We start from the raw sequence: 13,484 nt of genomic DNA, 5'->3' as shown, positions 1-13,484 counted from the left end.
TCACAAACACGCGCCAATATGATGAGCCTATTTGTGAAAAACCCAATTATGTTTCAAAACATACCCTGCACGTTAGTGACAGGGTTTTTAGGTTCTGGCAAAACCACCGTAATTAATCAGTTACTGGCCACAAAACCTGATGACGAACGCTGGGCTCTATTAATCAATGAGTTTGGCCGTATCGGTATTGATGGCGCACTCCTGGCAAGCTCCCAAGATAACGATCTTGAGCAAAAGAATATCGCCATTCGTGAGGTCAGTGGTGGCTGTATTTGCTGCACCAGTCAGCTACCCTTACAAATTGCAATCAGTCGTCTGCTCAGTGAGCATCATCCACAGCGATTGTTAATCGAGCCGACAGGATTGGCACATCCACGTGAGCTGATACTACAACTTAGTGCGCCGCACTGGCAAACCGCCCTAAAAATGAATGCTGTCATAACCGTACTGAGTGGCGAGCAGTGGCAACAGATTAAGTATCGTGATCATGATGGTTTTCAAGCGCATGTCCGTGATGCCGATGTGCTGATAATTAATCGTTATATCCAATTAGATACTAGCGAAAAACAAGCCTTGGTAGAATGGATAGCCAAGCTAAATTCACAAGTAAAAATCATTTGGGACGCTTCTGAATTAACGGTATCTGAGGCATCTGGGGCAATTGACTCATCAGATGTTCATTCATCAGATAAGTTTGTAGCAAATAAACTTGTAGCAGATGCATACTCGTCTACTTTAAACGACCAACTGAATAAGCCCAGCTATATTATCTCGAATCAACGAAAAGTCATTATCTCTGATCCTACAAAATCGATGATTGGTTTACAGTCTCCAGCCAATTCTTTAGCAACTGTGCCATCATCGAGTTCATCTACCGATGAGAGCGAGGCTCAGGCCAATCCTCAGGTCAATGCTGATATTGATCTGCCCTATCGCTATCATGAAGCGCAGCAAGATTTTCAATTGGCAGGATGGCGACTACCCGCACACTACATACTAAACGCTGACGATTTACAGAATTGGTTGTTAGCATTGCCAAACTGGCAACGCATTAAAGGTGTGGTGCATACTTCTGATGGCTGGATGCAGATCAATTTTAACCCTGGTAGTCTAACTACCAGAACCATCGACCCACAGACTGATAGTCGATTGGAAGTTATTTTGCAATTAGGCAATACTGTTGATACAAATGCTGTCGATAAAGCTACAGAAAAATCAGAAACTGTGAATGGTGCCAAAGCATTATCAGTATTGTTAGATTGGGAAAAGTGCGATCGCGAACTGATGGCACTGGTTATATAGCAATAGACAAAAAAAGGGCGGACACTGCTATTTTATCTAGCAATGTCCGCCCTTTCTTTTTTCAACGCAACTAGGGCGTGTCCTCATTTTAAAAATGGTGATAAAAATGAGATAAATCGCAGTCAAACAAGGAAAATAGCGCAGATAATATCGAGATATTAGTCAGTTATTTGACGCCATTTGGCAAGATTTAGCCATTTTTAACCCATTTAGATGACTATCAATTGAATTGATGACACGCCCTAACTATTTTTTAACGCAATTGACTGTCTTTACTACCACGACGATTAAACAGCTCAGCCGCTTTTGCTTCTTGTTCAAGCTCCGTCTGGCAGCTAACACAATGCTGAATACCGGGCACTGCCAGTCGCCTTGCCTCTGGAATAGGCTTACCACATTCATCACACAGCTCAGCACTCACACCTGTCGGTAACGAACGTCGCGCTCGCTCCAACGCATCATTTACCGTTGCATCCATCTGTTCATGCTCAGCACCATCTCTTGACCAGCCACCTGCCATAATCTTATCCTATTTTTTATTCATTATAATTAGACAATACAAATGTCTTTAATAACAAATAGATGGGGCTAGCTATGATTAATTACAACCTGCGATAGTGTATAAAACCATCCATAAAGAATGACGTAATCGATTTACAAACTTTGCTACTAATCTTTAGGTTGTAGCTCAATCACTTGACCGCGTACGCCAATGCTCTCATCACTCATCAAACAGACATAGCCTGCCATGATATCTTCAGGTGTTTTTAAGCTCATAGGGTTTTCACCTGGATACGCATGCGCACGCATATTGGTACGAGTGCCACCTGGGTTAACACAGTTAAAACGCAAATTGGTAGTGTTCTGAGTCTCTTGAGTAAAGATATCACTCATACCTTCTACTGCTTGTTTTGAGAGTGCATAAGCACCCCAAAATGCGCGAGGATGTGTACCTACAGTGCTAGAGGTAAAGACAACAGAGCCATGATCAGCATCTTTTAGTAACGGCAATAGCGCTTGAGTCAGCATAAAAGTCGCTGTGAAATTGACTTTCATCACTTGGGCGAAAGTATCAACGTCATACATCTCAAGCGGCGTCAGTTGTCCTAATACACCAGCATTATGCAATATGCCATCTAACTGGCCAACTTCTTTATTAATTAGCCCTTCGAGCTGCTGCATTTCAGAGTAAGTTGCCCCTTCTAGATTCATCGGCAACATAGCAGGCTGCTTACCACCAAGACTTTCAATCTCATCGTAGACGTATTCAAGCTTGCTACTAGTGCGTCCTAACAATAAGACAGTGGCGCCATAACGAGCATAGGTCAATGCCGCAACACGACCAATACCATCCCCAGCTCCAGTCACTAAAATAGTCTTACCATCTAGGCAATTACTGGACGGTACAAAGCTACGAATATCATCATGAGTCAAAGGCTGAATAGGACTTTGAACAGTTTGTTTATTGTCTTGTGGAACGACTGATTGGTTATTATTGTCACTCATGGCATTGCTCACTACTTATCATTAAATCGTTGAGGATATGTGCTTATGGTTGTAAATCTGATGATATATAGCAGTCTATAAATACTCAAACTTACCAGACGATAACAGCAATTTATTCAGCTGCTCAGGCGTATCCGTAATATAGTCGGCGCCCCATTTTTTTAAAGACTTTTGATCTTCAGGTGGAATATATCCATAAGCGGCCAAAATCGTTGGCATGCCAGCGGCATTGCCAGCTTCAATATCACGTACATGGTCACCGACATAGAGCACGCAGCCTGCCGCTCCTCGTGGAATACCCAGTTTTTCTAGCGCCATATACATTGGCTCTGGGTCTGGTTTGGTGCGAGATACATCATCTGGACAAACCAAAACCGCACAGCGTTGATCTAGTTGCATCTCACTTAATAGCTTTTCGGCTAAATAACGTGGCTTGTTGGTAACGATACCCCAAGGCACACCTTTTGCTTCAAGCTCAGTCAGCACCGCTTCAAGCGCCTGAAACACGCAGCTATCGACACAGATATCTGCTTCATAATCATCTAAGAATTGCTGACGAAACTCAAGCAACGCTTCCTCGCTGACTTCGAGTTGATCGTTATGTCTTAGCATCAATTGCACCATAGCTGAGGCACCCGCAGAGACTTGCTCACGGATTTCTGCTTCAGGCGGTGTCTGCCAATCGTTTTCGAGACTCATTTTGCCAATGATACGAACAAAATCAGCAGCAGTATCGATTAATGTCCCATCAAGGTCAAATAAAACAGCTTTTACAAATTGGGTCATAGTGAATGCTCTTGAGATTGATGACGTGTTTAGTGAAAGTATGGCAGATAAATGGCTGCGTGCAGCATCAAGCCAGTGGCTTATGTACGGCTATCATATAATTAACATCGACGTTTTGGGCAAGCCAGTAGCGTTTAGTCAGCGGATTATAATGCAAACCGATAATATCCTGACGAACAAATCCAGTATTAAGTGCCATTTTGTCTAATTCTGCTGGCGTAATAAATTTGGCATAGTCATGGGTACCACGATCAAGCAATCGCAGCACATACTCTGCACCAACGATGGCAAACAGATAAGACTTAGGATTGCGATTAATCGTTGATAACACACAGACGCCGCCAGGAGCTAGCAACTCATAACAAGCCTGCACAATCGAGCTAGGATCTGGCACGTGCTCTAGCATCTCCATGCACGTCACCACATCAAACTGACCAGCCTGCGTTTTTGCCAACTCTTCAACGGGTATATGCTGGTAACGAAGCGTATTCTCTAACTGGCTTTGCTCTGCATGTAACGCAGCAGCTTTTAGGTTCTCTGTACCTAAATCAATCCCTGTTACATCAGCACCGCGGCGTGCCATAGATTCTGACAATATTCCACCGCCGCACCCTACATCGAGTACTTTTTTGCCAGCAAGTCCTTGCTCAGTGGTTTTATTAGCAGCATTTTGATAGCCACGTTTGACGTTTTCTTCTATCCAGTTTAAACGTAATGGATTGATCTCGTGTAGCGTTGCAAAGGCACCTGTATTGCTCCACCATTCACTCGCCAAGTTATTAAATTTTTCGACTTCGCTAGGATCTACGTTGATGGTGTTAGACTCTGTACTATTGAAAGTGCTATTGTTATTTTGATCACTCGAAGTTGATGAAGAATTTAAAGCTGAGCTCATGGTATGTTCCTTGATTGTCACTATCATTATTATCGTTTACAGTGCACGATTATGTGCTTAATACTAGCATGAGAGTAGCAGTTTTGTCGTAAGCACATCGTCACCGATTGTGAATAGGCTTAAACTTTACCCTGTTTTTTGGGCAGTATCTTGATATAGAAAAGATACGTATCCTTGTGACAATATCGCATTCTGATCCTTTTAAATGTCTTGAATCTTACATAGAAATAAAGCAGACGTTTAAGAAACAATAGGTTCAAAAAGTAACAAGCAATATACCTTAAATAATAGCTAACAGCTTTACAACTATCGGTTAAGAATGCGATTCACAAGTACATACATTTTACGTTATCATAGTCGATACTTTGTTATTGTTCGATTATACTCGACACTGTCTGGTTTAGACCCTTTAAAAACTATATATTTTAAAGTGTCACATGTTTAACAACCATATAGACACCAACCTCTTAACCCATTCTAAGTCTCCACACCTCAAGGATAAAGTATGAAACGTGTCATCACACTGACTGGTCTAGCCATGGCCATTGGACTTGCCTCTATGGGCGCACAAGCTGCAGATTATGTCGCTGGAAAAGATTACCGTGTGCTAGACAACCCAGAGAAAATCAGCGGTGATGCTATCATTGTTCGTGAATTCTTTTGGTATGGCTGCCCACATTGTAATGCGCTTAACCCTCACATGGAAAAATGGGCAAAAACCAAAGACAAAGATGTTGCCTTCTTCAAGACACCAGCAGCACTTAACCCTGTTTGGGAAGCCAATGCTCGCGGTTTCTATGCGGCTCAGCTTTTAGGCTTTGAAAGCAAAACTCATGACGCATTATTTGACGCTATCCATAAAGATGGTAAAAAACTGTTTGATCAAGCGTCACTAAGCAAATGGTATGCATCAAAAGGCGTTGATGAAAAGAAATTTAACAGCCTATATAACTCATTTGCCGTTGGTACAAAAATTGGTCGCTCTCAAGAAGGCGCCAAGCGTTATCAAATCACTGGTGTTCCATCTGTCGTGGTACAAGGCAAATATGTGGTAACTGGTGAAAACGCTAAAGTCGCTAAAGTTGTTGACTATTTAGTTGACAAGACTCGCGCTGAAAAGAAATAATTCGAGCCATGAATACTTGAATAACTCACATGACGTACAGCATATCTATGTCGTGCACAAAAAAGCCAATCATAAATTGATTGGCTTTTTTGCATCTTAACCTTTTAGCTATACGTCTTTTAATTACTCATTTTTTAACTACTAATCTTTCAACTAATAAAATTCTAATTAATAGATTTCTAGCTTGGTTATAAATGTTATTTCTTCAGCTGCGATAAAATAGCCACTTCACGAATATAACTTGCCAAATCTGCTTTAGATTCTGCTAGCAATTCATCATCTTGCATATGTTTGGCATACTCTATCCACAATAATAACTGATACATACTGTGGTGCTCAGAAGCTTTATATTGCTTCACAAATTGCTTGAGCGTACCTTCATCATTGATATTCAGACGCTCGTACCAGCTCTCTATTTTTGAGACTTGCTCTTTAGGAAAAAAGGCATCAAATAGTGCCTTTATCAGCTCATGGCGATTTTCTTCAATCATCAGCTTGCCAACACGTTTGGTCTGACGGTTGCGAGCATTGGCGCTAGTAATATCAGCCAATGCCATTAGCTCCGCCATAAAATAATCACTGGCAGGTAAAGCTTTTAACTGTTTTTTCGATAAGCTAGCAAGCGGTATAGATAACTGCTGCAAGCGCTCATGGGCTTTTTTGAGTTCTGTGCGCGAAACGCGCATGTCCTGTTCTTTCCAGTCGATCATAAAAGCTTTCCAAAATAATAATTAATAAATTAAATAGTGTCTGATATCATTACCAACGACTTTTTTCACGGTGTTTTGCCAATACCTTCACGCCTTTAGGCATGGCCTCAGCAAGGCGGCGTTGTAGATGATCAGTGATAAAAACAGAGCGATGTTTGCCGCCCGTACAGCCTATGGCAACCGTGACCGTATGACGATTATTGTGCAAAAACTCTGGTAGCCAACGGGTCAAAAACTTATCAATATCACCCATCATTTCTGCTACTTCTGGATAATCTGAGAAGAATGCGCCTACCTCAGTATCCAGACCTGTCGAGTCACGTAACTCAGGGTTCCAATGCGGATTCGGTAAAATTCTAACATCGAATACAAAGTCAGCATCGATAGGGCTACCGTATTTAAAACCAAAAGACAGTAGATTGATGACAATCTGATTGTCCATGCCTATGTGTTCACGCAAACTGTCTTTTAACTGATGGATATTTAGGCTACTGGTATCAATCCTAATATCAGCATGACCAGCAATTGGCTCTAACAGCTCAACTTCTTTTTTGATAGCAGCAGGTAAATTAAAGGCAATATGCTTAGCGTTATCACTATCGATATCTTGTGACATTAGCGGATGTACGCGTCGCGTCGCATTGAAACGAGCTATCAGCGTACTCTCTTGTGCAGTCACATATAAAATCTGTACCGCATGCGACCCATAGGTTTCCTTAAGAGAGGCATACGTCACTGCAAAGTTAGATAAATCCGCACGTGGCGTTCGAATATCGACACCCAGCGCAATACGATGAATACCGCTTTCATTGACTAATTTATGAGCAGCATTAGGTAATAAAGACAGCGGCAAATTATCAATAGAGTAATAGCCTAGATCTTCTAAGATATTCAATACTGAGGTTTTACCAGATCCTGAACGCCCTGAGACCACCAATATACTGAGCTTATTCGTAGACGTCTGATCCGCTATCGTTGCTGCCGCATTACTATTTTGATCCTGACTTACACCCATGATCTACTCATCCAAGTCTATTGTATCTAGTCTACTGCTATGTCATAGAAGCTAATTTACCACTACCAATTGATTGTCCAACAAACGCGCTCGTCCTAGCCATGCTGCGACTAAAATAACGATATTTTTGTTTTCTGTATTAAAGGTTTTAGAGTCACTTACGACAGAACCTAACTCCTCAGTCTTTATTTCCAGATAATCAATAATAAAACCTGCGTCACTAATACGTGTCCGCGTCTCTACTAATAGCTTATCAAATGCTTGCTGACTAAGAGCCGTACTTTTCAAACTCTGCGCTAATTCTTGCAATGCTTGATGTAATACAGGGGCAGCTTGACGCTCATTTGCACTTAAGTATTGATTACGCGATGATAGCGCTAAGCCATCATCAGCACGAACAATAGGCGCACCAATGATATTAATTGGATAACTCAAGTCACGTACCAACTGCTTAATGATAGCAAGCTGCTGATAGTCTTTTTGTCCAAATACTGCCACATCTGGTTGCACAATGTTGAACAGTTTAGAAACCACAATACCAACACCATCGAAGTGTCCAGTACGTGATTGTCCACATAACTGATTGGCAATAGCACCAGCTAATACAGCAGTAGGTGGTGGTAATACTGGATACATCGTATCAATACTAGGTGCAAACACGTAATCTGCATCAACTGTCGCAAGCTTAGCCACATCGGCATCTAGCGTACGGGGATAGCTATCAAAATCTTCCCCAACGCCAAACTGAGTAGGGTTAACAAAGATACTGACCACCACTACATCCGCATGCTGTTTGGCAATCCTTACCAGCTCAAGATGACCGTCATGCAGATTACCCATCGTTGGTACTAACGCAATACGCTGCTGACGGCCTTGTTTGTTATTTTGCTGACCACGATAAGGCTGCAGCGCTTCACGTAGTGACGAGATATCATGATAAATAATTGGAGACATGATTACTTTTCTTCTATTCAAACGTTCTGTTGTTCAATAGCGTAAATAACTTTAATAACTTCAAAATCAGCTAAATTGGTGCTGCTCAGTCGGGAAACTACCTTCGCGTACTGACTGCTGATAGAGCGCAAAAGCACCTTCGATACTGTGTGCGCTATTACGCTCATCTGTTAAAAAGTCATGAATAAAACGTGGCACTCGGCCATGCGCCATACCTAGCATGTCATGCATAACCAATACCTGACCATCAGTATCGGCTCCAGCACCAATACCAATAACTGGCACGGCAACAGCTTCAGTAACGGCTTTTGCAAGCGCGGCTGGAACACATTCTAATACTAGCAGTGCGGCACCAGCATCGACGACTGCTTTGGCATCAGCAAGCAGTTTATCAGCCGCCTCATCACCGCGACCTTGAATTTTATAACCGCCAAACACGTTCACAGACTGCGGGGTCAAACCAAGATGTACACAAGTTGGTGTGCCTGCTTGCGCCAAGGTCGTTACCAATTCACAAAGCTCACTACCACCTTCGATTTTTATGACATGCGCCCCTGCTTGCATCAGCGTGCGGCTATTAGCAACGGCTTCTGGTAGTGTCACATAACTCATAAACGGTAGATCAGCCAATATCAACGCGTGTTTATTACTACGGGCAATATTGGCAGTGTGATAAGCCATATCATTGACTGTTACAGGTAGTGTCGAGTCATGGCCTTGTACAACCATGCCCAAGCTATCCCCAATTAAAATCGTGTCAATTTCGGCTTTTTCCATCATTCGTGCAAACATCGAGTCATAACAGGTCAAGCAAGTGAACTTGGTACCGTCTTTTTTAAACTTATTTAGAGTAGATAATGTCGTCATATGACCCTCAATTAATCTGCAATGCCTTTGATTATCAATATTGCTACTATAAGAGCTATGCTTGAAATACGTTAGACGAATCTTTCAAACATTTAATGTCTATCACTTAGCATCAGTTACTTATAATCAATCGCTTGATAATAATGTTAAACCTGTCCAATCGCGACTTTGTGAATAATCACTTATCAACTTACCTGCGATGGTTAAATTTGGTGCCAACTCTCGCAGTGGTATTAAGACAAAATTACGCTCACTTAAGCCAGCATGCGGTACTGTCAGTGTTGGATCGGTAATCTGTTTCTCGCCGTATAGCAAAATATCAACGTCCAGACTACGTTCACCCCAACGGCGCAAACGTGCCCGCTTGGCCATGCTCTCTAACTGCTGACAAAAAGCAAGCAATTCATAAGGGGCAAACGTTGTCTCAAAACCAGCTACTGCATTGATAAAATCTGGCTGATCTTGCGGACCCATCGGTGCTGAAGCATAAAAAGAAGAGACACTTACTTCACGTACCTGCTCATGTGCTCGCATCATTGCAAGCGCCTGCTGCAAATGATCGGTAGGCGAACCCAGCTCATTAGCGAGGTTGCTACCCAAACCCACATAACAGGTAACCCAGTTACTATTATCTGTACTGTTATCCATATTATGCGCTTTCAGTACTAGGCTGACGGCGGCGGCGCTTCGATGGTACAGGGCCTTTGTTATCAGTTACTTTTATAGCAGGTATCTGATCGCTCGTATCTTGCTTCGCTTTAGTAGCCTTTGTAGTAGTTGCTTTCACCGATTTCTTGGCTCTCGCAGGTGCAGCGGTTTTTGTAGCGTCTTTGCTATCTACTGCCTTGCTACCTACTTCCTTTACATTTTTAGTATCGCTTTTATCAGTCGATTCAACTGCAGGTTTAGGCGCTTTTTTCGCATACTTCGCTGCTGGCTGTGCTTTGCCATTACTGCCCTTCGAATTATTACTGCCTTGTACTTCGATATTGCTCGCACTATCTACAGTAGGTTGACGACGGCGACGCTTGTGCGGGATCGGCTCGTTATTCATACTGACTAGCGCAGGTGATCTTGCGATCGAGCGAGCTGGTCTAGCTGACGCTTGAGCTTCTGGCTGGTCAGTATTAGACGGCTGAACGTTATTTGAGCGTTCAGACTTAACCGCTTGCTTTGGTGCATCTTGATTGGTTGATGGTGACTTTCTTACAGGTGCTTTGCTGCGCTTCGACGTATTATCAGCTGACAGTTGCTTCTGCAATGGTGGCACAACGTTCTCGTGCTCGATAACAAATAACGGCTTAGGCTTTGCCTGTTGACCTGCCGATTGCTTGTTACTAGCAAGAGACAACTGCTGTAGCTGAGCAAGCTCGTTATTGTCTTGCTCTACTTGCTGCACGTTGTGTCTGCTACTGTCATTACGGCCAGCTTTAGACTGGCTGGCAGCGCGGCGGCGACGGGCTGGAATATTTGACGAATCATTTACCATTGTTTGATCATTTCTACCTTTTTCAGCACGGTCATCGGCTTTATCTTGCTTTGTACTGTTCTGATTAGGTGTTGCGTTATCAGTAGTCTGTGTTTTTGATTCTTGACGATTACGTCCGCGACCACGTTGCCCTTTTTTATAAGCACCTCGGCGAATATTTTCATCAAACTCATCAATCGCCTGCTGTTGCTCTTGTTCAGACAAGGTTTGATACGTCTGCCACCAGTCACCCATATCGTTGGTTGACTCTGATAGCGGATGCTCTGCATCGCCGCACTGCTCACGTAATAATAAAAAGTCAAAGCCAGCACGGAAACGTGGATGCTCAGATAGCTGAACGATTTGCTTGCTACGCGGGGCTGCAAGTTTTGGCTGCAATATCCAGATATCACGGATAAATTGCTCAGCAAATTTCGGAATAGCGGTTTTGATACGCTGACGGTCGATGACTTTACCAGCCGCATGCATTTGCGCTTCGGCAAAGGGCATATTGCGCTTCTTAGCTTTTGCCAATTGATGTAGGTAATTTTCCCACAGTAAGGCAGCATAGAAGAACGCAGGGTTGATACTCTTGCCCGCCGCAATACGCTTATCGGTATTGATAGCTACCTGATTGACTAAAGCACTTGGCTCAGACGGTGGATAGATAATGAGACTATCAATCGCACCTGATTCAAACAATAATGGCAATAGGGGTACTAAATAGCCACCAGTAAACATTTTTTGCGTTTCATCATAGAGACGATGCGGTGATATTTGCTCAAGCAGCGCCCAGTTTCCGTCATTAAATTGCGCGGACAATGCTTCATCAAAATCAAAACCTAACTTGGCTTTGAAACGTAAGGCACGGAGCAAGCGCACAGGATCTTCTTCGATACGTACTGGCGCATTGCCCAATAGACGAATGATTCTGTTATCAATATCATCAAGCGCACCGCAGAAATCATGAACGATGCCTTTGAGCGGTTGATAATAAAGCGCATTAATAGAGAAGTCGCGACGGGAGAAATCTTGTTGAATATCGCCCCAAACATTGTCGCGCAGAATCATACCGTCTTGATTGGTATTGGCATCACTGGTTGGTGGTCCACGGAAAGTAGCAACTTCAATCAACTCGCGACCTGAATACACATGTGCCAACTGGAAGCGGCGACCGATAATGCGGCAGCGCTTACCAAAGACATCTTTAATCTCATGTGGCTTGGCATCAGTGACGGCATCAAAGTCTTTCGGGCGCAGACCTAATAAAGTATCGCGCACCCCACCACCGACGATATACGCATCAAACCCAGCACGGGTCAATGTGGCAATCACTTCAGTAATGGAGTTGGGTAATTCAGATTTGTTCAGTTCTAACTGCTTGGCGGCACGCTCGGCCATGCATCTACTCCTCGCCGGTATTCTTTAACTACCCCTGAATAACACAGCGTTTATCAGGCGGATGTACCCGCTAGTTTAACAAATTTTGGACCTACTGGGGGTGTTATGACATTTACTTACATGCTATTTTGTCAATATTGGGGTTAATTAATGCAAAACACCGTCATTAATCGCGCACGCTTAAACGTCTTTGGTTTTTCTCGACAGTTTTTGCACCGATACCTTTCACCTTTGCTAACTCGCCCACTGTCTTAAAATCGCCAAACATATCACGATATAAAATTATCGCCTGCGCTTTACTACTGCCGATACCGTCTAACGAAACCAACTCGCCTTCATTAGCTCGATTGATATTGATGACTTTTTGCTCACGCGCTTGTGTGATAGCTTTTTCTCTTGCGATTAAATACTCATAGGCACGCTGAGGGTCGTCAAAACAAGGATCTGCATTCGCATTACTGAGTGCGACCACAGACAATAGGAGACTAAAAGCGGTGGTCGTCAGTAAGCTGGCAAATGAAAATTTACGATGAGCGTTCATGTTGTTTCGCTGCTTCCCACAGTGCATCCATTTCTGTTATATCGCTGTCTTCAATACGCTTGCCAGTAGCAGCCAATTGCGTTTCAATATAACCAAAGCGAGATTTAAACTTGTGCACGCAGGTTAAGGTAGCCACTTCTGCATCAAGGTTTAGTTTACGTGCAACATTTACGAGTGCAAACATACAGTCGCCTAATTCTTTTTCGACCTCTCTGATGTTAGCTTTTACCTCAGCTGTAGACTTATCTGTCAGCTCATGTTTTAGCTCAGCAATCTCTTCGTCTAACTTATCTACGGCACCTGCAATACCTTCCCAATCAAAACCTAACTTTGACGCTTGCTTTTGTACATCTTGCGCCTGCATCAATGCGCTACCCGCTTTGACTTGATCTAAGCGACGCTTTGATTTACCACGTGCTTCGCTTGCCTGCTGCTCCTCAAGCTTGATTTCGTCCCAGCGTACTTTTACTGCCGCATCGTCTTTGAGCGTTTCGGCTTCAAACACATGTGGATGACGGCGAACCAGCTTCTCTTGTAAGGTCGTAATAACATCGCTCATATCAAAGCGCCCTTGCTCCGCATACATCTGACAATGAAACACCACTTGCAGCAGCACATCGCCAAGCTCACCTTTGATGTCTTCATCATCTTCGCTTTGTACCGCTTCGCCTAGCTCGTAAGCCTCTTCAATGGCATACGGAATAAGGCTATGGTTGGTTTGCTTTTTGTCCCACGGACAGTCTGCCCTTAGTCGTGCCATCAACGCTAACAAATCATCAAGCTGGCCAGTAGCGTCTGGAGTTCCTTGCACGGGCTTGGGCACGGTAATTTTATTGTCTGAAATACTCATAAGGATGGCTCTTATCGTTTTATGTGTTGTTTGCTGATTCGTCTAATAGTTAGTGTATCATTG

The 13,484-nt window shown here is 43.2% G+C and carries 14 protein-coding genes; 2 read left to right on the top strand and 12 right to left on the bottom strand.

Annotated elements, in window-relative coordinates:
- The first annotated feature begins 33 nt into the window (after window positions 1-33).
- Entirely contained in the window at window positions 34-1,302 is a 1,269-nt protein-coding gene (locus QL886_RS07970; protein WP_290178282.1) for a GTP-binding protein, read from the top strand.
- Between the two features lie 253 nt (window positions 1,303-1,555).
- On the opposite strand, the gene QL886_RS07965 is transcribed toward QL886_RS07970, so the two are convergent.
- From QL886_RS07965 to ubiG, 4 genes are all read right to left on the bottom strand, one after another.
- Window positions 1,556-1,822 carry a DksA/TraR family C4-type zinc finger protein gene (locus QL886_RS07965; RefSeq protein ID WP_101204603.1) on the bottom strand — a complete coding sequence of 89 codons (267 nt, stop codon included), beginning with the start codon at window positions 1,820-1,822 and terminating at the stop codon, window positions 1,556-1,558.
- 149 nt (window positions 1,823-1,971) lie between these two features.
- Window positions 1,972-2,808 carry a YciK family oxidoreductase gene (locus QL886_RS07960; protein WP_290178281.1) on the bottom strand — a complete coding sequence of 279 codons (837 nt, stop codon included), beginning with the start codon at window positions 2,806-2,808 and terminating at the stop codon, window positions 1,972-1,974.
- Window positions 2,809-2,883: 75 nt separating this feature from the next.
- Entirely contained in the window at window positions 2,884-3,594 is a 711-nt protein-coding gene (locus QL886_RS07955) for an HAD-IA family hydrolase (protein ID WP_290178280.1), read from the bottom strand.
- Between the two features lie 67 nt (window positions 3,595-3,661).
- Complete coding sequence (ubiG, locus tag QL886_RS07950; protein ID WP_290178279.1) at window positions 3,662-4,489, bottom strand: bifunctional 2-polyprenyl-6-hydroxyphenol methylase/3-demethylubiquinol 3-O-methyltransferase UbiG; 828 nt, start codon at window positions 4,487-4,489, stop codon at window positions 3,662-3,664.
- A gap of 505 nt (window positions 4,490-4,994) precedes the next feature.
- Between ubiG and QL886_RS07945 the strand changes: the two genes are divergently transcribed.
- Complete coding sequence (locus tag QL886_RS07945; RefSeq protein ID WP_057757933.1) at window positions 4,995-5,615, top strand: thiol:disulfide interchange protein DsbA/DsbL; 621 nt, start codon at window positions 4,995-4,997, stop codon at window positions 5,613-5,615.
- A gap of 197 nt (window positions 5,616-5,812) precedes the next feature.
- Here the strand turns inward: QL886_RS07945 and yjgA are convergent, their stop codons facing one another.
- The 8 genes from yjgA to mazG form a co-directional block, all read right to left on the bottom strand.
- Entirely contained in the window at window positions 5,813-6,325 is a 513-nt protein-coding gene (gene yjgA, locus QL886_RS07940; RefSeq protein ID WP_057757930.1) for a ribosome biogenesis factor YjgA, read from the bottom strand.
- 49 nt (window positions 6,326-6,374) lie between these two features.
- Window positions 6,375-7,340 carry an RNase adapter RapZ gene (gene rapZ / locus QL886_RS07935; RefSeq protein WP_165598081.1) on the bottom strand — a complete coding sequence of 322 codons (966 nt, stop codon included), beginning with the start codon at window positions 7,338-7,340 and terminating at the stop codon, window positions 6,375-6,377.
- Between the two features lie 51 nt (window positions 7,341-7,391).
- Window positions 7,392-8,294: a pantoate--beta-alanine ligase gene (panC, locus tag QL886_RS07930; RefSeq protein WP_290178276.1), complete on the bottom strand. Its 903-nt coding sequence runs from the start codon at window positions 8,292-8,294 to the stop codon at window positions 7,392-7,394.
- Between the two features lie 66 nt (window positions 8,295-8,360).
- Entirely contained in the window at window positions 8,361-9,161 is an 801-nt protein-coding gene (gene panB, locus QL886_RS07925; RefSeq protein WP_290178275.1) for a 3-methyl-2-oxobutanoate hydroxymethyltransferase, read from the bottom strand.
- 126 nt (window positions 9,162-9,287) lie between these two features.
- Window positions 9,288-9,809 (bottom strand): 2-amino-4-hydroxy-6-hydroxymethyldihydropteridine diphosphokinase, encoded by a 522-nt coding sequence (gene folK, locus QL886_RS07920; protein WP_290178274.1) that lies wholly within the window; start codon window positions 9,807-9,809, stop codon window positions 9,288-9,290.
- Between the two features lies 1 nt (window position 9,810).
- Window positions 9,811-12,030 (bottom strand): polynucleotide adenylyltransferase PcnB, encoded by a 2,220-nt coding sequence (gene pcnB, locus QL886_RS07915; RefSeq protein ID WP_290178273.1) that lies wholly within the window; start codon window positions 12,028-12,030, stop codon window positions 9,811-9,813.
- A 166-nt stretch (window positions 12,031-12,196) separates the two neighbouring features.
- Window positions 12,197-12,571 carry a ComEA family DNA-binding protein gene (locus QL886_RS07910; protein ID WP_290178272.1) on the bottom strand — a complete coding sequence of 125 codons (375 nt, stop codon included), beginning with the start codon at window positions 12,569-12,571 and terminating at the stop codon, window positions 12,197-12,199.
- Window positions 12,555-13,421 (bottom strand): nucleoside triphosphate pyrophosphohydrolase, encoded by an 867-nt coding sequence (gene mazG, locus QL886_RS07905; RefSeq protein ID WP_290178271.1) that lies wholly within the window; start codon window positions 13,419-13,421, stop codon window positions 12,555-12,557. Before mazG ends, QL886_RS07910 begins: the two co-directional genes overlap by 17 nt.
- Window positions 13,422-13,484: the final 63 nt, after the last annotated feature.

It is taken from the genome of Psychrobacter sp. APC 3281 (assembly GCF_030407815.1).
Lineage (GTDB): Bacteria > Pseudomonadota > Gammaproteobacteria > Pseudomonadales > Moraxellaceae > Psychrobacter.
The sequence above is the reverse complement of the archived record's forward strand: the minus strand, read 5'-3'. Positions and strand labels throughout refer to the sequence as shown.

Coding starts and splice junctions, on each gene's coding strand:
- QL886_RS07945 (WP_057757933.1), top strand. CDS start 4,995: ATGAAACGTGTCATCACACTGACTGGTCTAGCCATGGCCATTGGACTT.
- ubiG (WP_290178279.1), bottom strand. CDS start 4,489: ATGAGCTCAGCTTTAAATTCTTCATCAACTTCGAGTGATCAAAATAAC.
- QL886_RS07910 (WP_290178272.1), bottom strand. CDS start 12,571: ATGAACGCTCATCGTAAATTTTCATTTGCCAGCTTACTGACGACCACC.
- QL886_RS07965 (WP_101204603.1), bottom strand. CDS start 1,822: ATGGCAGGTGGCTGGTCAAGAGATGGTGCTGAGCATGAACAGATGGAT.
- mazG (WP_290178271.1), bottom strand. CDS start 13,421: ATGAGTATTTCAGACAATAAAATTACCGTGCCCAAGCCCGTGCAAGGA.
- yjgA (WP_057757930.1), bottom strand. CDS start 6,325: ATGATCGACTGGAAAGAACAGGACATGCGCGTTTCGCGCACAGAACTC.
- panC (WP_290178276.1), bottom strand. CDS start 8,294: ATGTCTCCAATTATTTATCATGATATCTCGTCACTACGTGAAGCGCTG.
- QL886_RS07960 (WP_290178281.1), bottom strand. CDS start 2,808: ATGAGTGACAATAATAACCAATCAGTCGTTCCACAAGACAATAAACAA.
- folK (WP_290178274.1), bottom strand. CDS start 9,809: ATGGATAACAGTACAGATAATAGTAACTGGGTTACCTGTTATGTGGGT.
- rapZ (WP_165598081.1), bottom strand. CDS start 7,340: ATGGGTGTAAGTCAGGATCAAAATAGTAATGCGGCAGCAACGATAGCG.
- pcnB (WP_290178273.1), bottom strand. CDS start 12,030: ATGGCCGAGCGTGCCGCCAAGCAGTTAGAACTGAACAAATCTGAATTA.
- panB (WP_290178275.1), bottom strand. CDS start 9,161: ATGACGACATTATCTACTCTAAATAAGTTTAAAAAAGACGGTACCAAG.
- QL886_RS07955 (WP_290178280.1), bottom strand. CDS start 3,594: ATGACCCAATTTGTAAAAGCTGTTTTATTTGACCTTGATGGGACATTA.